The 17,055-nt window shown below is 68.7% G+C and carries 18 protein-coding genes; 14 read left to right on the top strand and 4 right to left on the bottom strand.

Features of this window, described 5'->3' with window-relative positions; all coding sequences use genetic code 11:
- The first annotated feature begins 161 nt into the window (after nucleotides 1–161).
- The 7 genes from VV02_RS18850 (at nucleotide 162) to VV02_RS18820 (ending at nucleotide 7,837) form a co-directional block, all read left to right on the top strand.
- Nucleotides 162–1,106: a quinone oxidoreductase family protein gene (locus tag VV02_RS18850; protein WP_052594007.1), complete on the top strand. Its 945-nt coding sequence runs from the start codon at nucleotides 162–164 to the stop codon at nucleotides 1,104–1,106.
- A gap of 127 nt (nucleotides 1,107–1,233) precedes the next feature.
- Entirely contained in the window at nucleotides 1,234–2,298 is a 1,065-nt protein-coding gene (locus tag VV02_RS18845; protein ID WP_052594005.1) for a 3-isopropylmalate dehydrogenase, read from the top strand.
- A gap of 162 nt (nucleotides 2,299–2,460) precedes the next feature.
- Nucleotides 2,461–3,567 carry a branched-chain amino acid aminotransferase gene (locus VV02_RS18840; protein ID WP_052594003.1) on the top strand — a complete coding sequence of 369 codons (1,107 nt, stop codon included), beginning with the start codon at nucleotides 2,461–2,463 and terminating at the stop codon, nucleotides 3,565–3,567.
- Nucleotides 3,568–4,365, top strand: a complete 798-nt coding sequence (locus VV02_RS18835; RefSeq protein ID WP_052594001.1) for an HAD hydrolase family protein — start codon at nucleotides 3,568–3,570, stop codon at nucleotides 4,363–4,365.
- A 90-nt stretch (nucleotides 4,366–4,455) separates the two neighbouring features.
- Nucleotides 4,456–5,430, top strand: coding sequence for a quinone oxidoreductase family protein (locus tag VV02_RS18830; protein ID WP_052593999.1), 975 nt, complete (start codon nucleotides 4,456–4,458; stop codon nucleotides 5,428–5,430).
- A 294-nt stretch (nucleotides 5,431–5,724) separates the two neighbouring features.
- Nucleotides 5,725–7,305, top strand: coding sequence for a citramalate synthase (cimA, locus tag VV02_RS18825; protein WP_052597257.1), 1,581 nt, complete (start codon nucleotides 5,725–5,727; stop codon nucleotides 7,303–7,305).
- Between the two features lie 85 nt (nucleotides 7,306–7,390).
- Nucleotides 7,391–7,837 (top strand): globin domain-containing protein, encoded by a 447-nt coding sequence (locus tag VV02_RS18820; protein WP_052593997.1) that lies wholly within the window; start codon nucleotides 7,391–7,393, stop codon nucleotides 7,835–7,837.
- Here the strand turns inward: VV02_RS18820 and VV02_RS18815 are convergent.
- Nucleotides 7,830–8,696: a hypothetical protein gene (locus tag VV02_RS18815; protein WP_052593995.1), complete on the bottom strand. Its 867-nt coding sequence runs from the start codon at nucleotides 8,694–8,696 to the stop codon at nucleotides 7,830–7,832. The genes VV02_RS18820 and VV02_RS18815 overlap by 8 nt on opposite strands.
- 105 nt (nucleotides 8,697–8,801) lie before the next feature.
- On the opposite strand from VV02_RS18815, the gene VV02_RS18810 reads away from it, so the two are divergent.
- From VV02_RS18810 to VV02_RS18795, 4 genes are all read left to right on the top strand, one after another.
- Nucleotides 8,802–9,794 (top strand): SGNH/GDSL hydrolase family protein, encoded by a 993-nt coding sequence (locus VV02_RS18810; protein ID WP_052593993.1) that lies wholly within the window; start codon nucleotides 8,802–8,804, stop codon nucleotides 9,792–9,794.
- A gap of 57 nt (nucleotides 9,795–9,851) precedes the next feature.
- A complete protein-coding gene (locus tag VV02_RS18805) occupies nucleotides 9,852–10,622 on the top strand; it encodes a fumarylacetoacetate hydrolase family protein (protein WP_052593991.1) in 771 nt (256 codons plus the stop codon).
- Between the two features lie 232 nt (nucleotides 10,623–10,854).
- A complete protein-coding gene (gene murI, locus VV02_RS18800; RefSeq protein WP_052593990.1) occupies nucleotides 10,855–11,688 on the top strand; it encodes a glutamate racemase in 834 nt (277 codons plus the stop codon).
- Entirely contained in the window at nucleotides 11,685–12,452 is a 768-nt protein-coding gene (locus tag VV02_RS18795; protein WP_052593987.1) for an MBL fold metallo-hydrolase, read from the top strand. The genes murI and VV02_RS18795 overlap by 4 nt, the downstream gene beginning before the upstream one ends.
- Here the strand turns inward: VV02_RS18795 and VV02_RS18790 are convergent.
- Complete coding sequence (locus tag VV02_RS18790) at nucleotides 12,440–12,811, bottom strand: GatB/YqeY domain-containing protein (RefSeq protein WP_157063463.1); 372 nt, start codon at nucleotides 12,809–12,811, stop codon at nucleotides 12,440–12,442. The two genes, VV02_RS18795 and VV02_RS18790, sit on opposite strands and share 13 nt — an antisense overlap.
- 71 nt (nucleotides 12,812–12,882) lie before the next feature.
- Here VV02_RS18790 and VV02_RS18785 point away from each other — a divergent pair, with 71 nt between their 5' ends.
- On the top strand, nucleotides 12,883–13,881 hold the full coding sequence (locus VV02_RS18785) for a 2-dehydropantoate 2-reductase (protein ID WP_157063462.1): 999 nt from the start codon (nucleotides 12,883–12,885) through the stop codon (nucleotides 13,879–13,881).
- Nucleotides 13,882–13,885: 4 nt separating this feature from the next.
- On the opposite strand, the gene VV02_RS18780 is transcribed toward VV02_RS18785, so the two are convergent.
- Nucleotides 13,886–14,566, bottom strand: a complete 681-nt coding sequence (locus VV02_RS18780; protein WP_052593983.1) for a DUF6766 family protein — start codon at nucleotides 14,564–14,566, stop codon at nucleotides 13,886–13,888.
- Between the two features lie 15 nt (nucleotides 14,567–14,581).
- Here VV02_RS18780 and VV02_RS27370 point away from each other — a divergent pair, with 15 nt between their 5' ends.
- Together VV02_RS27370 and VV02_RS18775 are read left to right on the top strand one after the other, a co-directional pair.
- On the top strand, nucleotides 14,582–14,710 hold the full coding sequence (locus tag VV02_RS27370) for a hypothetical protein (RefSeq protein ID WP_281177314.1): 129 nt from the start codon (nucleotides 14,582–14,584) through the stop codon (nucleotides 14,708–14,710).
- Nucleotides 14,704–15,465 (top strand): metallophosphoesterase, encoded by a 762-nt coding sequence (locus VV02_RS18775; protein ID WP_052593981.1) that lies wholly within the window; start codon nucleotides 14,704–14,706, stop codon nucleotides 15,463–15,465. The genes VV02_RS27370 and VV02_RS18775 overlap by 7 nt, the downstream gene beginning before the upstream one ends.
- Nucleotides 15,466–15,471: 6 nt before the next feature.
- Here the strand turns inward: VV02_RS18775 and VV02_RS18770 are convergent, their stop codons facing one another.
- Nucleotides 15,472–16,998: a glycoside hydrolase family 16 protein gene (locus VV02_RS18770; protein ID WP_052593979.1), complete on the bottom strand. Its 1,527-nt coding sequence runs from the start codon at nucleotides 16,996–16,998 to the stop codon at nucleotides 15,472–15,474.
- Between the last annotated feature and the right edge of the window lie 57 nt (nucleotides 16,999–17,055).

Below are 17,055 nucleotides of genomic sequence, written 5' to 3'. Positions count from 1 at the left end.
AGAGTCCTTGGACCTGCGCGACTGATCTCCCGCGCAGCGTCACATTGGGGATAGAAGCCCCTGGTCGTCCGGACAACGACCAGGGGCTCCACCATGTCCGGGTGCGCATCGGCCCCGGCACGCACGGAATGATCTGGGACTCATCGAGAGTTGGGGCTGACATGACCACTACTGAGGCACTCGTCGTGACCGCGCCCGATGTGATGGAGCTGCAGCAGGTGCAGGTCCCCGATCCGGGGCCGGACGAGGTCCAGGTCCGGGTCGGTGCGGTCGGCGTCAACTTCATCGACGTCTACCAACGGCAGGGTGTGTATCCCGTCCCACGACCGTTCACGACGTGCTCCGAAGGCGCCGGCGAGGTTGTCGGTACGGGGGAGCGGGTCGCCTGGGCGCAGCGACTCGGCAGCGCCGCGGGCGTGATCAACGTGCCGCGCGATGCGCTCGTGCCAGTGCCGGACGGTGTGGATCTCGATGTGGCAGCCGCCGCGATGCTGCAGGGGATGACCGCGCACTACCTCGTCAACACGACCTACGAGATCAAGCCCGGTGACGTCGCGCTCGTGCACGCCGCCGCTGGAGGAGTCGGCCAGCTCCTGGTGCAGATGATCACCCGCAAGGGCGGCGAGGTCATCGCCACCGCGGGCACCGCCGACAAGCTCGAGATCGCTCAGCGCCTCGGAGCCCGTGGGGCCATCGACTACACCCAGTCGGGAGATCTCGCGGAGAAGGTCCGAGAAGCCAATGGTGGCAACGGTGTTCAGGTCGCGTACGACGGTGTCGGCAAGGCGACCTTCGAGGCCTCCCTGGCGTCGTTGCGCCGTCGCGGCATGCTCGTCCTGTTCGGGGGAGCAAGCGGCCAGGTCCCGCCCTTCGACCTTCAGCGGCTCAACTCGGGCGGCTCGCTCTATGTGACGCGTCCGACCCTGGCGCATTACATCGAGACACGGGAAGATCTCCTGCACCGTGCCGGTGAGGTGCTTGGCGCCATCAGTGCCGGCGAGCTCTCGCTGGAGATCGGTGGCCGCTACCCGCTGCGCGACGCGGCGAGCGCGTACGCCGACCTCGAGGGTCGACGAACCACGGGGAAGCTCCTGCTCGTGCCGTGAGATTGTTGTCCGTATTTCGAGATCGACGTACCAAGATGCAAGACGGCTACTTACTGTTGGCGGCATGCGTGACGACGATGCCGACTCGAGGGAGCCTGCGATGTCGACTGGGGGAGGAGACGCGGCCATGGGCACAGAGGACAGCGACGTGACGAACAGCATCGACCTGGCGGTCATCGCGGGCGATGGCATCGGCCCGGAGGTCGTGGCCGAGGGCCTGAAGGTTCTCGAGGCTGTCTCTGCTGCCAAGGTCAACCGCACCGAGTACGACCTGGGCGCGCGCCGATGGCACGAAACCGGCGAGACGCTGCCTGACTCCGTGCTCGGGGAGCTGCGAGGGCACGACGCGATCCTGCTCGGCGCAATCGGTGACCCCAGTGTCCCGAGCGGTGTCCTGGAGCGTCAGCTGCTGCTGCGCATCCGGTTCGAGCTGGACCACTACGTCAACCTGCGCCCGTCGCGGCTCTATCCGGGCGTCATCACGCCGCTGGCCGTCGACCGCGTGGCTCCCAAGGGCATCGACTTCGTGGTGGTGCGCGAAGGCACTGAGGGGCCCTACACCGGCAACGGCGGCGCGCTGCGTGTCGGCACTCCGCAGGAGCTCGCCACCGAGGTCAGCGTCAACACCCGCTTCGGCGCCGAGCGCGTCGTCCGTGACGCGTTCGCCCGTGCTCAGGCGCGCGAGCGCAAGCACCTCACTCTGGTCCACAAGCACAACGTGCTCAGCCACGCCGGTCACCTGTGGCGCCGGACCGTGGACGAGGTCGGCGAGGAGTTCCCCGACGTCGAGACCGCCTACGCGCACGTGGATGCCGCGACGATCTATCTCGTCCAGGACCCGAGTCGCTTCGACGTGATCGTCACGGACAACCTCTTCGGCGACATCATCACCGACCTCGCTGCCGCCGTGACCGGCGGCATCGGGCTCGCGGCCTCCGGCAACATCAACCCGGAGGGCGCATCGCCCTCGATGTTCGAGCCGGTGCACGGTTCCGCTCCGGACATCGCGGGCCAGGGCAAGGCCGACCCGACGGCGACCATCCTGTCCGTCGCCCTCCTGCTGTCGCACCTGGGGCGCGACGAGGAGGCTGCGCGGGTCGAGCACGCGGTCGCCGGTGATCTCAGCGACCGCCGCAACGCCGTACGGTCGACCAGCGAGATCGGCGACGCCATCGCCGCTCGTCTGGTCTGACCCCGTCGCCGCGGGCCTTCCCGCTGGCGAACCACACCCCACGCGCTCCGGTCTCAGCAGGGGAGACGGGGCTTGTGATCGACGTCACCGCGTGGGCCGTACGCTTGAACGCGTGGTCCCGTCGTCGCCGACGGGCCGTCCCGGTGTATCTCAGGAGGAGTCATGTCGCAGTCCCCGTCCTTGGCGTTCGAGGTCACCGAGCGGCCGGACCGGCTCGCCGAGGCCGAGCGCAACGTCATCCTCGCCAACCCGGGGTTCGGCCAGAAGTTCAGCGACCACATGGCGCTGGCCGTCTGGCGCAAGGGTGAGGGCTGGGGAGACGCGCGCATCACGGCGTACGGTCCGCTGCAGCTCGAGCCGTCGGCCGCCGTCCTGCACTACGCGCAGGAGATCTTCGAAGGCATGAAGGCTTACAAGCACGCGGATGGCTCGGTCTGGACCTTCCGACCGGAGGCCAACGCGGCGCGCTTCGCCCGCTCCGCACATCGCCTCGCGCTGCCGGCGATGGAGGAGGAGGACTTCCTGGAGTCGCTCCGCGCACTGGTCAAGACCGATCTCGACTGGGTGCCGGACTCCACGACCGGAGAGGCCAGCCTTTACCTGCGGCCGTTCATGTTCGCGTCCGAGGCGTTCCTCGGTGTGCGCCCGGCAGCGGAGGTCACCTACTGCCTCATCGCCTCGCCAGCGGGGTCGTACTTCTCCGGCGGCCTCAAGCCTGTGTCCCTGTGGATCTCCGAGCACTACTCGCGCGCCGGGATCGGCGGCACGGGTGCGGCCAAGTGCGGCGGCAACTACGCGGCGAGCCTGGCGGCGCAGATCGAGGCCGGCGAGCACGGTTGCGACCAAAGCGTCTTCCTGGACTCGGTGGAGCAGAAGTACATCGAGGAGCTCGGTGGCATGAACGTCTTCCTGGTCTACAAGGACGGGCGGATCGTCACTCCGGAGCTGACCGGTTCGATCCTCGAGGGCGTGACCCGCTCCTCGATCCTCGAGCTGGCCAAGGAGCTCGACCTGACGCCCGAGGAGCGGCGAATCTCGTTGGAGGAGTGGCGAACTGGCGCCGAGTCCGGCGAGATCACCGAGGCGTTCGCCTGCGGGACGGCCGCCGTCGTCACGCCGGTCGGTCGGCTCGTGTGGACGGACGGTGAGGTTCGCACCGGGCCCGAGGGCGAGGGCGGCGAGGTCGCCACCAAGATCCGGGAGTCCCTGCTCGACATCCAGACCGGCCGCGCCGAGGACACCCGCGGCTGGCTGACCCGTCTGGTCTGAATGTTGCGGCCCAGGGTCATCGCCAGCGATCTCGATGGCACCCTGCTCGATCCGTCCGGTGTGGTGAGTGCGCGTACGCGTGCCGCCCTCCAAGCGGTCACCTTGCTCGGCGTCGAGACGGTGTTCGTCACCGCTCGTCCGCCGCGCTGGCTGGACGCGCTGGCTGCCGACGTCGGCGGGCACGGCATCGTGCTGTGCGGCAACGGAGCGTTCGTCTACGACGTGCACTCCCGTCGCGTGCAGCACACGCTCGGGTTCGATCGTACGATCATGGCCGAGTTGCTCCTTGACCTGCGAAAAGCGTTGCCAGGCATAGGTTTTGCCGCCGAGTGTGCTGATGGCAGCCATGCCGAGCGGGCCTATCCCGAATACCTCCCGGACTGCAAACCGGCCGACCTGCTGGTCGACACGATGGAAGACCTGCCGGCGGACATCACCGTGGGCAAGCTGCTCGGTCGTCATCCGTCGATGGACGAGCAGGCGTTCCTGGAGGCTGTCGCCGAGGTGGTGGGCGAGCGCGCCGTGATCGCCTTCTCGGGTGCCGAAGGGCTGGCCGAGATCAGTCCGCTGGGCGTCAGCAAGGCCATCGCCCTCGAACGATGGTGTGCTGAGCGGGGATTCGGCCCCGACGACGTCTGGGCGTTCGGTGACATGCCCAACGACCTGCCGATGCTGGGCTGGGCCGGGACGTCGTACGCCGTGGCCAACGCGCACCCCGACGTCCTCGCCGCCGCGTCCCGGCAGTGCGCCAGCAACGCCGACGACGGGGTCGCCCAGGTGCTGGAGACGCTGGTCTGACCGGGACGGCTTGGGCCGTTTGCCCCGGCGTCGCGCGAGGCGGCCCCTAACCTTGGCGAGCATCTTGAGATCGCTGAGACAGGAGCCACCATGAAGGCTGCAGTCATTCGAGAGCTGGGCGCGACCCCGGCGTACGACGACTTCGATGAGCCGGTCGCCGGCGACGGGGAGGTCATCGCCGAGGTGCGGGCCGCGTCACTGAAGAACCTGGACCGAGCGCTGGCGGCGGGGACGCACTACGGGAGCTCGCAGGTGCCGCTGCCCAGCGTGGCCGGTGTCGACGGGGTGGCTGTGCTGCCGGACGGGCGCCGGGTGTTCACCGGCGGTGCGTCGGCGCCCTTCGGGATGATGGCCGAGCGTGTCGCGGTGAATCCGGCTCGGGTCATGGACGTGCCGGAGGACATCGACGACGTGGTCGCGGCAGCACTGCCCAACCCGGGCGCGTCGGCGTGGTTCTCCCTGGAGTACGCGGGGCAGATCCAGCCCGGCCAGTCGGTCCTCGTCCTCGGAGGCACCGGAGTGACCGGGTCGATGGCCGTGCAGCTTGCGAAGGCGCAGTTCGGGGCGGGGCGAGTCGTCGTCGCCGGGCGCAACACCGACCGGCTCGAGCGGCTCGCCGCGTGGGGTGCGGACGCCACCATCGACCTGGCCGGCGACGTACGTGCTCAGGTTGAGCAGCAGCATCGAGAGCACCCCTTCGACCTCGTGCTGGACTACCTGTGGGGAGGTCCGGCGGAGCAGACGCTGCTCGCGCTCGGGAACGACGACCTCGGCGGCGACTACCACCGCACCCGCTACGTGCAGATCGGTGAGATGGCCGGATCGCGCGTGAGTCTGCCGGGCGGTGTACTGCGCAGCGTCGGGCTCGAGCTGGTGGGCCAGGGCGGCGGCAGCATCCCCAAGGAAGCACTGGTTCGGGTCGGGTCCGAGATCCTGCCGAGGCTCTTCGCCCTGCTGGCCGAGGGATCGCTCCACGTGGACGTACGGCAGCGTGCCCTGGCGGAGGTCGCGACCGTCTGGGACGAGCCCGAGCCGTCGGGAACACGGACCGTGCTGCTGCCGTGAGCATGGTGCGGGGGCGGATCACGATGTGAGATAGGCGTTTCGCGTCGTGGTCAGCGCTGCCACACTTGCGCTCGTGATGAGCCCCCGGTCTGCGGTCACCCCCGCACAGACGATCATTATTGAGTAGCGCGTCGGACTGCCCGACGCGCCGACCTCCCGTTACCCCGGGAGGTTTTTTCGTCCCCGGGCACATCCCAGCCCGTCGGCGGGCGCATCGGGCAGGAGAGACTGGCCCGGTCAATCACGTTGCAGCACACCACCACTGATGACAACTCGTTCGAGAATGGACTCGCGATGACCACTGTTCACGTCTATGACACGACGCTGCGCGACGGCGCTCAGCAAGAGGGACTCAACCTCTCGGTCACGGACAAGCTGGCCATCGCGGCTCACCTGGACGAGCTCGGAGTGGGATACATCGAGGGCGGCTGGCCGGGCGCCAACCCCAAGGACACGGAGTTCTTCCGGCGGGCGCGGGAGCTGGATCTCCAGCACGCGCGGCTCGCCGCCTTCGGTGCCACCCGACGTGCGGGTGGTGTCGCAGCCGACGACCCGCAGGTGCAGGCCTTGCTCGATGCCCGTACGCCGGTCGTCACCCTGGTCGCGAAGTCGCACGTTCGCCATGTCGAGCTGGCGCTGCGGACCACGCTCGAGGAGAACCTCGCGATGGTGCGCGACACGGTGCAGCACCTCGTCGGCGAGGGCCGCACCGTCTTTCTGGATGCCGAGCACTTCTTCGACGGCTACGTCCTCGATCCGGCGTACGCGCTCGAGGTCGTACGGACCGCGGCCGAGGCGGGCGCCGAGGTGGTCGCCCTCTGCGACACCAACGGCGGGATGCTGCCGCCCCAGGTCACCGATGTCGTGGGCGCCGTCCTCGACGCGTCGGGCGCGCGGCTGGGCATCCACTGCCACAACGACACCGGCTGCGCGGTGGCCAACTCGGTGGCGGCGATCGAGGCGGGCGCGACTCACGTGCAGGGCACGATCAACGGCTACGGCGAGCGCACCGGCAACGCCGATCTGGTCACGGTCGTCAGCAACCTGCAGCTCAAGCTCGGCTACGACCTGCTTCCGCCGGAGCGGCTCGCACACGCGATGCACCTGTCGCACGCCATCAGCGAGATCACCAACATCGTCCCCTATGGCCGCCAGCCCTATGTCGGCGCGAGCGCCTTCGCGCACAAGGCCGGCCTGCACGCCAGCGCCCTCAAGGTCGACCCGGATCTCTACCAGCACACCGACCCTGCCCTCGTCGGCAACTCGATGCGCACCTTGGTCTCCGACATGGCCGGGCGCGCCAGCATCGAGCTCAAGGGTCGTGAGCTCGGGTACGACCTCGCCGGGCAGCCGGAGCTCCTCGCCCGGGTGGTCAAGACGGTGAAAGACCTTGAGCTGCAAGGCTGGACGTTCGATGCGGCCGACGCGTCCTTCGAGCTGCTGCTGCGCCGTGAAGTCACGGGTGAGGAGCTGAGCTACTTCGACATCGAGTCGTGGAGAGTCCTGACCGACTCGGCGCTCGAGTCCTCACCAGCGTTGTCCGAGGCAACGGTCAAGCTCACGGCAGCGGGGGAACGTCACGTCGCTGTGGGCGAGGGCAACGGTCCGGTCAACGCTGTCGACCACGCCTTGCGCAGAGCGCTCGCTGGGGCGTATCCCGAGCTGGACAAGTTCGAGCTCATCGACTTCAGGGTGCGCATCCTGGACTCGGCGTACGGCACCGACGCGACCACCCGCGTACTGATCGAGACGTCCAACGGTCAGTCGTCCTGGGAGACCATGGGCGTGGCGGCGAACATCGTGCATGCGTACTGGATCGCACTGGTCGACTCGTTCACGTTCGGTCTGCTCAAGCAGGGCATTGAGCCCCGCTGAGGCCCCGTTCGACGTTGGCCCGTTCGGCCGGACCAGGTCCGATTCGTCCAAGCGGTCGGCTTGCGGCGGGGCCATACTCGGCCGCATGGAGCCGACGATCTACGAGTCCCTGGGCGGTCAGGACGGGGTGCTGGAGCTGGCGCGGGCCTGGCACCGACGCTGCTTGGCCGACCCGGTCGTGAGCCACGCGTTCTCGCACGGCTTCCACCCGCACCATGACGAGCGGTTGGCCGCCTACTGGGCCGAGGCGCTCGGCGGGCCGACGGCGTACAGCGGAGTCCTGGGCGACCAGTCCGAGGTGACTCGGATGCACTCCGGCAACGGCGAGCACGCGGACATGGACCGGCGCGCGCTCGACTGCTTCGAGGGCGCGCTGGATGACATCGGCATCACGGACGAGCGGCTGCGCGAGACGCTGATGACGTGGTTCGCGTGGGCCATCGAGCGGATGGGTGACTACCACGACTCAGCGGCGAGGGTGCCTGAAGGCATGTCCATGCAGCGCTGGTCCTGGGACGGACCTGTCAGCTGACCGCGGTCACCAGTACGTCGTCGCAGACCTCGAGGAGCCGTTCGCGGAGGGTGCGTCCGCGGTCGGCGAAGGCGCGCTGCCGTCGTACGTAGTCAGCCTTGCCCTCGGGCGTCTCGATGCGGACGGGTTCCACGCCGAGCTCGGTGAGGTCGTACGGCGCAGCCTGCATGTCGAGCAGGCGGATCTCGCGGGCCAGGTCAAAGCAGTCCATGACCAGATCCGACGGGACGACGGGCGTCAGCTTGTAGGCCCACTTGTAGACGTCCATGCCCGCGTGCAGGCAACCCGGCTGCTCCATCGCGACCTGCGAGTCTCGTTGTGGGAGAAGGGTGTTCAGCGGTCGAGCCGGAGGGGTGAAGAAGCGGTACGCGTCGTAGTGCGAGCAGCGCACGGTGTGTGACTCGACGACCTCGTCGGTGCCCGCACCACCGAGCCGAAGCGGCCAGTCGGCGTGCCGGACGCCGGTCTGGTCGAGCCGATAGACCATGGCCCACTCGTGCAGCCCGAAGCAGCCGAGGTGAGCCGGTCGCGACAGGGTGGCCCTCAGTAGGTCGCGTACGAACCGCACCGTGTCGCCGCGGGCCGACGCAAAGGCCGGCAGGTCGACGTACGACGCACCGTCCTGCTCGGCGTAGAACTTCCACGTCCGTTCGGCGGCCTCCAGAGCAGCTCCGGCGCCCGGATGCCAGCGGCGCAGCTGGGCCGGCCGGTGGGAGTAGTAGGTGAAGAGGAAGTCCTCGACCGGGTGCTTCACGGTCTCCTGGCGCCGCTCGAGGTGGGCGGCGGTGGCTGCGTCGACGCGGGCCTGGTGGGCGGCCTCCAGCGGCTCCCACTCGGCACGGCTGAGGATCTGCGACATGGCCCCACCACTGTACGAGCGAGTAGCGCAATCTCTAGGCGCAGGCGGGTCGGTGATGCGAGAGTGATCCCCGGGGAGTGACCTGAACCACATATCGGAGGCACCATGCAACGCCGCAATGCGACCGCCCTGCTCGGCGCAATCACGCTCGCGTCCACCACGGTCGTCGGCGTAGCCGTCTCGACCTCTGCGTCCGGCAGTACGCCGTCGCTGCCGGGCGCTGCCGCCTCCGAGGGTGGTTGGTACGTCGCGCTGGGCGACTCCTTGGCCGCGGGCTACCAGCCCGGCCAGGGCGATGACAGGGATGGTGGATATGTCGGAGGAGTGCTCGCCGGCGTACAGAAGAAGCGCCCTGGCCTCCAGCTGAAGAACCTCGCCTGCTCCGGCGAGGACACCAAGACGATGACCAACGGTCAGAAGTGCAGCTATCCCGAGGGCAGCCAGCTGGCAGCCACCGAGGCTTTCTTGAAGGCGCACCCGGGCTCAGTGCGACTGATCACTCTGGACCTCGGCGCCAACGATGTGCAGCGGTGCGTGCAGGGCGGCAAGCCGGACGTGCCGTGTCTGACCCAGGGTCTGCAGGACGTCGGTGCCAACATGCCCAAGATCTTGCAGCGGGTCCGGGCCGCAGCACCCGATGCGCGCATCGTGGTGCTGAACTACTACAACCCGTTCCTCGCGGCCTACCTCCAGGGCCCGGACGGACAGGGCCTCGCCAAGCTGTCGGAGGGCCTCGCCGGCAACCTCAACACCTACATCAGCCGCGCGGCCGACGGTGTCAAGGCTCGGACGAGCGACGTCTACACCGCGTTCGACAGTGGCAACTGGACGCCGAAGACCGTCGACGGCAAGCAGATCCCGACCAATGTGGCCAACATCTGTGCGTGGACCTGGATGTGCGAGAAGAACGACATCCACGCCAACGACGCCGGATACAAGGTTCTGGCCACGACCACCCTGAAGGCCGTAGGCGATCTGACCGACCCGACCCCGACGCCGTCTCCGTCGTCCAGCGAGTCGCCGAAGCCCACCCCGACACCGACACCGACACCGACTCCGACGAGCGCGCCGACCGGCCCCATCATCCAGACCGGCTGATCCGCTGCACGCACCCGCGAGCGGCCGCCCGACATGGGCGGGCTCTAGGCTCGGCCTGTGCGCATCGCGAGATACACGACAGGCGAGGACCCGACGTACGGCTTGGTCGACGGAGCCGGCGAGAAGATCGCTGAGATCACCGGCGACCCGCTCTACAGCAAGATCGAGCTGACCGGGCAGACGACGACTGTGGACGAGGTACGTCTGCTGGCGCCGGTCATCCCGCGCAGCAAGGTCATCGGCATCGGCAAGAACTACGCCGAGCATGCCCGTGAGATGGGTGGCGAGGCGCCGAAGGATCCGCTGATGTTCCTCATCCCCAACACGGCCGTCATCGGGCCGGACGACCCAGTGGTGATGCCGCCGCAGTCCGAGCGCGTCGACTACGAGGGTGAGCTCGCGGTCGTCATCGGCCGGATGTGCAAGGACGTCACGCCCGAGGAGGCCGCCCAGGTCGTCTTCGGCTACACCTGCGCCAACGACGTCACGGCGCGCGACCTGCAGAAGTCGGACGGCCAGTGGTCGCGGGCCAAGGGCTTCGACACGTTCTGCCCGCTCGGGCCGTGGATCGAGACCGACCTCGACGTGAGCGACCTCCGGGTGCGTACGACCGTCGACGGTGACGTACGGCAGGACGGCACCACCGCGGACATGATCCACGATGTGCCGACCCTGATCTCGTACGCGTCCCAGGCGTTCACCCTGCTGCCCGGCGATGTGATCCTGACCGGCACGCCCGAGGGCATCGGACCGGTTGAGTCCGGACAGCGGGTCGAGGTCGAGATCGACCAGATCGGCACCCTCGGCAACACCTACCTCCGCCGCTGACCCTCGCGCACGCCCGTCCTCGCCCACCGACGCCCCCACGCGAGTCCAGGCGACTACCCCGCTAAGACGGTGACTGCCTGGGGTGCGATGACCTGTCATCGCACCCCAGGCAGTGCTCGTACCGGCGGGGTAGTCGGCTCCACACCGAGCCCTGCTCGACTGAGCGGTGAACGTGAGCACCGCGACACTCCAGGAGTCCGGTCGATGACGGCTCGGCCCGTACCCTGGTGCGGTGTCTCACGCGCCGATCGGGATCTTCGACAGCGGGTACGGCGGTCTCACCGTCGCCCGGGCCGTTCTCGATCAGCTGCCGCACGAGTCGATCGCCTACCTCGGAGACACCGCCCGCGCGCCGTACGGTCCTCGCCCGATCGCGCAGACCCGCGCCTTCGCGCTGGAGTGCCTCGACCGCCTCGTCAACCACGGCGTCAAGGTCCTGGTGATCGCCTGCAACACCGCGAGCGCCGCCATGCTCCACGACGCACGCGAGCGTTATGACGTACCGCTCGTCGAGGTAATTCGGCCAGCCGTACGCCGCGCGGCCAGCGCCACCCGCAACGGTCGGATCGGCGTCATCTCGACCCGTGGGACGCACCAGTCGCGCGCCTACCTCGACGCCTTCGCGGCCGCGCCGCAGCTCCAGGTCACCAGCGAGGCCTGTCCGCGCTTCGTCGAGTTCGTCGAGGCCGGCGTCACCGGTGGCAAGGAGCTCATCGACGTCGCTCGCGAGTACCTCGAACCGCTGCAGGACCGCGAGATCGACACGCTGGTGCTCGGCTGCACCCATTACCCGCTGCTCACCGGCGTCATCTCCTATGTCATGGGCGACAGCGTCACCCTCGTGTCGTCCGCGGAGGAGACCGCCAAGGACGTCTACCGTGTGCTCGCGGACGCCGACGCGCTGCGCCCGGACGACGAGACGCCGCCGGGCATGTCCTTCACCACCACGGGCGACGCGGACGAGTTCCGCCGCCTGGCCCGCCGCTTCCTCGGGCTCGGCCCGGAGTTCGACCACGTCTTCAGCAACGACTTCCAGCACGACACCGTCCGGACGGACGCGTCATGAAGCTGACTGTCGTCGGCTGCTCGGGCTCGTTCGCCGGGCCGAACTCCCCGGCGTCGTGCTACCTGGTCCAGGCCGAGCACGAGGGGCGGCAGTGGAGCATCCTGCTCGACCTCGGCAACGGTGCGCTCGGGGCGTTGCAGCGCTATCTCGACCTCTCATCGGTCGACGGCATCCTGCTCAGCCACCTCCACCCGGACCACTGTGCCGACGTGGCCGGCTACTTCGTCGTCCGCAAGTACATGCCGGGCGGCTCACTGCCGGGCGGCCTGCCCGTCTACGGCCCAGCTGGTACGCGTGAGCGCCTCGCCCGCCTCTATGGCACCGATGCGCCCGAGGACATCGGCGACCAGTTCAGCTTCGAGGCGTTGCGCGATGCCGGCACCTTCTCGCTCGGCCCGTTCCGGATCACGACCTATCAGGTCAACCATCCGGTCGAGGCGTACGGCTTCCGGGTCGAAGCTGACGGGGCGGTGCTCGCCTATACCGGTGACACAGATGCGTGCCCGGCCCTGGCCGATTTGTGCGCGGACGCGGCGCTGGTGCTCGCCGACTCGGCATTCGTGGACGGTCGCGACGACGTCACGGGCGTTCACCTCTCTGGCAGTCGAGCTGCCGCGGCAGCGGTCGAGGCCGGGGGAGTGAAGCGCCTGATGCTCACGCACATCCCGCCCTGGAACGACGCCGAGACCTGCCGCGCGCAGGCGGCCTCCGTCTGGCCCGGTGATGTCGAGCTCGCCGTCGCCGGTCAGGTCTATGAGTTGTAGGCGACCAGCACCTGCTCGATGGCTTCGGCCTCCGCACGGATCTGGGCTGCCCGGTCCGGGTGCAACCCGTCGTACTCCGTTGCCGCGGCTTGTCGTTCGTCGATCTCGGCCTGCAGGATGTCTCGGACCTCGGTCCCGCTGAGGTCACGCCGCGGGACGTCATTGGCTCCCGCCGCCGTCACCGGGACCGCCTCCAGCGCGACCGCCGCCGAGCTAGCCGGTACGGCCTCGGCGTTGTCGATTGCGGCGATGGCTCCTCGCAGAGCTGTGGCGGCCGTACGATCTCTCGCCACCATGGCATCCCGTAGGCCGGCGCGGAGCTGGGTGCGGGCGGCGTCGGCGGGGTGAGTGGCAGGCATGTCGCTCATGCTGTCGGTGAGCAGGGGCCGTTCGCAACGCAATTCGAGGTGACCGAGGGGATACTCGTGCGATGAGGATCGCAGTGCTCGGAGCGGGCAGTATCGGTTGCGTCGTCGGCGCGGCACTGGCAGAGGTCGCCGACGTCACCCTGATCGGTCGCCCGCGCATCGCCGAGGCAGTCCGCGCGCACGGCCTGCGCGTGACGTCGTACGACGGCTCTGACCGTCAGGTGGACGCGGCCAGACTCACCGTCAGCACGGCGCCGGGAGGTGCCGCTGACGCGGACGCACTGCTCGTCGCCGTGAAGTCCGGGGTGACGGAGGCGGCGGTGCGCGAGGTGGTCGCCGTGCTCAACCCGAATACCGTGGTGGTCAGTCTGCAGAACGGACTACGCAACACCGAGGTCATCCGCAGCGTCCTTCCCGACCATGTGGTCCTGCCCGGCATGGTGGCCTTCAACGTCGTGGAGTCCGCTCCTGGGACCTATCATCGAGCCACCTCCGGCGAGCTCATGGTCGGTGATGACTCCGCTGTACGTCCCCTGGTCGAGCTGACCCAGCAGACCTGGCTGCCGTGGACGCCGCGGGCCGACATGCGTGAGGTCCAGCACGCCAAGCTCCTGCTCAACCTGATGAACGCTGTGGTGGCGCTGGCCGATCGTCCGCTCAAGGAATGCCTTGCGGAGCGTGACTACCGCAGAGTTCTGGCAGCCTGCCAGCGCGAGGCGCTGGCGACCTTCGCCGCCGCGGGCGTGGCCCCGGCCCGACTCGGCCCGCTGCCGGCCTCGGCGACCGTCCGGGTGCTGACGATGCCGGACGCGATCTTCACCAAGGTCGCCGCAGCGCAGCTGAAGGTCGACCCCAACGCCCGGTCCTCGATGTGGGACGACCTGGAGCGCAGTCGGCCGACCGAGATCGACGAGCTGCAGGGGGCGATCGTCGCGCTCGGCGAGGAGCACGGCGTACCGACGCCAGTCTGTGCGCGGCTCGTGAGTCTGGTCCGTGAGGCGGAGTCCGGGAAGCGACGTGCGTGGGGAGCCCGCGAGCTGCGTACGGCCGTCGGCGCCTGACCGACTACTCGCTCCCGGTCGCGTGGTGCGGGGCGCCGACCTTCTTGCTCTCCGGTGAACCTCGTTCGCGCAGATAGATCGCGAACACCGCCATGGATGCGACCGCGAGGAACTCCGACTGCCAGTTCTGCAGGCTGCGATCCCAGAAGTCGGGAGAGCGCACGTAGTCCCACCACGACCAGGACGACATACCGGCGGAGGTGCGCTCCTCGTTGTACGCCGTCCGTCCGGCCACGGACTGCGCGAACCAGGAGCCGAGGAAGAGCAGGCCCATCGTCCAGCCGAGCGACCGCGCGTACAGCGCGCCCCGCAGCCCGCTGGCGCGGGCCCAAGGCGGCGAGTCGGACCGGGCATGGTCACCGACCAGCTGCTGCTCGTCCGTCTCGCGCCCCTCGCTGCCCGGCGACTTGGACTCGGGCGAGCCGCGCTGCACCAGCCACACGGTCAGCACGATCAGGAGGAAGAACTGGAGGTACTCGCTCTGCCAGTTCTCCGCGACGTCGACGGCGAAGTCGGCGCTGGTGACGTAGTGGCCGAAGGTGACCTTCGCACTGCCTTGCATGACCTGGTCCTGGTTGTACGCCGCATGCCCGACGAGTGCCTGCCCGACCAGCGCGAGGGCGAAGAGAGCGAGGAAGGCCAGGCTCAGGCTGGAGCTCCGGATGAACCGACGTACGTCTCTCATGACACGACTCCTGCGATGACCATCAACGCCAGCGCCACCGCGATGAAGGTGAGCAGTCCGATGAAGAGCACGCGCATCCTGGGCCTCCTGACCGTCACCCAGCACGGTATCGGCGCGGTGGACGGTAGACAGGGACCATGCTGACGATCGCGCACCTGAGTGACACTCACTTCGGCGGACACCCGACGGCGACGGAGCGAGTGCGTACGGCATTGGCACACGTCGCCGCGATGAGTCCTCCGGTCGACGTCGTGCTCGTCACCGGCGACATCGTCGACCACGGCAGCGAGGAGGAGTACGCCGAAGCGCGCGAGGTGCTCGCCGGGTGGGGAGGCCCGGCGCCGATGCTGATGTGCCCGGGCAACCACGACGTACGCGAGCCGTACGCCCGCGTGCTGCGTGGACGACCGGACGCGGCCACCGTGAGCGCCGTTGACGAGGTGCATCGGGTCGGTGCGGCGAAGTTCGTCATGCTGGACTCGCTCGTCAGCGGGCAGGCGGGAGAGCGGGTCGACCACGGTGTCCTGGCGCAGGACAGCCTCGACCTGCTTGACGCCGAACTGGCCTCGGGCGACCCGACATTCGTCTGCCTCCACCATCCGCCGGTCGACATCCACATCGAGCTGATGGACCCGATTCGCCTGCGCAACGCTGAGGAGCTCGCGGCGGTGCTGGAGCGCCACGACAACGTGGTGGCGACGTTCGTCGGGCACGCGCACACCGCCTGTGCGACGACCTTTGCCGGGCGACCGCTCCTGATCGGCGGTGGCATCGTCTCCACGGTGACCCTCGACGCCGAGCCGCTGCCGCTCATCACCTCTGAGCTGCCGCCATCGTTCGCCGTCCACCTGATCGGCGACGACGGCCGCGTTGTGACCCACTGGCGGACTCTCAGCTGACGGTCCTCATGAGCCGTTGTAGGTGTACGTCCGGACCCAGTCGATCGAGAACGTCGATGGGAGGTAGCTGTCGACGGGCTGCCCGAGGTGCGCCTCGAGGCTGAGGATCAGGTGCCGCGGCATCGAAGCCATCTGGGTGACGGCCGGTCGGCTCTGCCACATCAGGCGACCGTCGAAGTAGAACCGCAGCCAGCCGTCGCGCCGTTCGAGGCCGTAGACGTGGTAGCCGGCGCTGGTGTCTGCCACGCCGGTCGGCGATCGGTTGTCGTCCAGCACCTGATGGTCCTCGCCTTCCGGGCTGTAGGACCACGTGTGCTCGGTCGACACCAGCTTGGAGTAGTCGAAGGTCTCCTGGATGTCGATCTCGGGGTTGGGGTTTGAGGCAGCGCTCGTCGGAAAGCTCTGCAGCCAGATGGCGCTGAGCACGTTGGCACGTTTGTCGAGGACCTTGGCGCGAACCTCGACGTAGCTGCCCTGGCCGGGCACGTCGAAGTTCGACTCGAGAACCCCTGCGGTGTAAGGCGATCCGTCGTAGCTCTCCTTCTTCGCCGCCAGCTGGGCTACACCGCCCGACACCGTCACGTTGGTGTCCTTGAAGGCCAGCGACGTCCCTGTCGTGTCGTTCGTCGACGCCGGGTAGCCCGTGCTCTTCCGCCACTTGGCCGGGTCGTACGTGGCGAACTCGTCGGACGCGCCGGCGACTTTGCTCCACGATGCATTCGGAGGTGCTGGCACCGCCGGAGGGTCGATGACGACGAAGGTTCGTGGCGTTGCGAGGTCGTGCCAGCCGGACGCGTCGTGATAGGCGAACCAATAGGTGTAGGTCCCGGGGAAGAACGAATCTGTTGCTGCCACAGACGTGTTCGGGCCGATGACCGTGATCGGGGCACCGGAGGGCAGCAGGTCGTGGTTGGCGCCTGTGGCGTCCCGGATCGCGACGACCGCCTGGTCGACAGCCAGAGGGCTCGGGCTCGACAACGTCGCGGCGAACCGTACCGGCACACCGGCGTACGCCGTCCGCACGTCAGCGCCGATCCCCGTCAGGACCGGTGACTGCTCGGCTGCGTCGATCGGGTCGAGAGGGACTGCCGACGTGCCACCGTCCGTGACCACGAAGGCGCGTCGTGCCGTCTCGAGCCACTGCCCGTCCACGTGGTATGCGAACCAGAACGTGTAGCTGCCGACAGGAAATCGGCGCGATGCGGTGAAGGTTCGCTCGGTGCTGTCGATCGTGTAGCTGGTGGTGTAGCCCGTGTCGTAGCCGGCTGTGTCGCCGGCACGTCGTACGGCGAACACCGCTTGGTCCGCGACGATCGGTGTCGGGCTGGACAGCTTGGCGCCGAGGACCACGTCCGAGCTGGTGGTCGCGACCCGGGTGCTCTGCCCGACGGCACGCAACGGCCCCGGGCCGGTCACGGCGTCGTAGACGACCTGGTTGGTCGGGTCGGCCTGTGCGCGCGGGACGGCGGGCGCGAAGAGGAGCCCACTGGTGAGCAGGACCAGCAGGCTGAGGACCCAGCGACCGATGCGCACCGCACCAGGATGTCGGGACCGACCGCGCGGGGACAAGGGCCGCAGCGTGGGTTCGTT

It is taken from the genome of Luteipulveratus mongoliensis (assembly GCF_001190945.1).
In the GTDB taxonomy this organism is placed as follows: Bacteria; Actinomycetota; Actinomycetes; order Actinomycetales; family Dermatophilaceae; genus Luteipulveratus; species Luteipulveratus mongoliensis.
Note: the sequence above shows the minus strand (reverse complement) of the source record. Positions and strands in the feature narration are given on the sequence as shown.

What these genes read in the sequence shown, in the direction of transcription:
- VV02_RS18775 (WP_052593981.1), top strand. Translation starts at nt 14,704, where the DNA reads ATGCTGACGATCGCGCACCTGAGTGACACTCACTTCGGCGGACACCCG.
- cimA (WP_052597257.1), top strand. Translation starts at nt 5,725, where the DNA reads ATGACCACTGTTCACGTCTATGACACGACGCTGCGCGACGGCGCTCAG.
- VV02_RS18790 (WP_157063463.1), bottom strand. Translation starts at nt 12,811, where the DNA reads ATGCCTGCCACTCACCCCGCCGACGCCGCCCGCACCCAGCTCCGCGCC.
- VV02_RS18815 (WP_052593995.1), bottom strand. Translation starts at nt 8,696, where the DNA reads ATGTCGCAGATCCTCAGCCGTGCCGAGTGGGAGCCGCTGGAGGCCGCC.
- VV02_RS18850 (WP_052594007.1), top strand. Translation starts at nt 162, where the DNA reads ATGACCACTACTGAGGCACTCGTCGTGACCGCGCCCGATGTGATGGAG.
- VV02_RS18835 (WP_052594001.1), top strand. Translation starts at nt 3,568, where the DNA reads ATGTTGCGGCCCAGGGTCATCGCCAGCGATCTCGATGGCACCCTGCTC.
- VV02_RS18820 (WP_052593997.1), top strand. Translation starts at nt 7,391, where the DNA reads ATGGAGCCGACGATCTACGAGTCCCTGGGCGGTCAGGACGGGGTGCTG.
- VV02_RS18810 (WP_052593993.1), top strand. Translation starts at nt 8,802, where the DNA reads ATGCAACGCCGCAATGCGACCGCCCTGCTCGGCGCAATCACGCTCGCG.
- VV02_RS18780 (WP_052593983.1), bottom strand. Translation starts at nt 14,566, where the DNA reads ATGAGAGACGTACGTCGGTTCATCCGGAGCTCCAGCCTGAGCCTGGCC.
- VV02_RS27370 (WP_281177314.1), top strand. Translation starts at nt 14,582, where the DNA reads ATGACCATCAACGCCAGCGCCACCGCGATGAAGGTGAGCAGTCCGATG.
- VV02_RS18830 (WP_052593999.1), top strand. Translation starts at nt 4,456, where the DNA reads ATGAAGGCTGCAGTCATTCGAGAGCTGGGCGCGACCCCGGCGTACGAC.
- VV02_RS18840 (WP_052594003.1), top strand. Translation starts at nt 2,461, where the DNA reads ATGTCGCAGTCCCCGTCCTTGGCGTTCGAGGTCACCGAGCGGCCGGAC.
- VV02_RS18795 (WP_052593987.1), top strand. Translation starts at nt 11,685, where the DNA reads ATGAAGCTGACTGTCGTCGGCTGCTCGGGCTCGTTCGCCGGGCCGAAC.
- VV02_RS18845 (WP_052594005.1), top strand. Translation starts at nt 1,234, where the DNA reads ATGGGCACAGAGGACAGCGACGTGACGAACAGCATCGACCTGGCGGTC.
- VV02_RS18785 (WP_157063462.1), top strand. Translation starts at nt 12,883, where the DNA reads ATGAGGATCGCAGTGCTCGGAGCGGGCAGTATCGGTTGCGTCGTCGGC.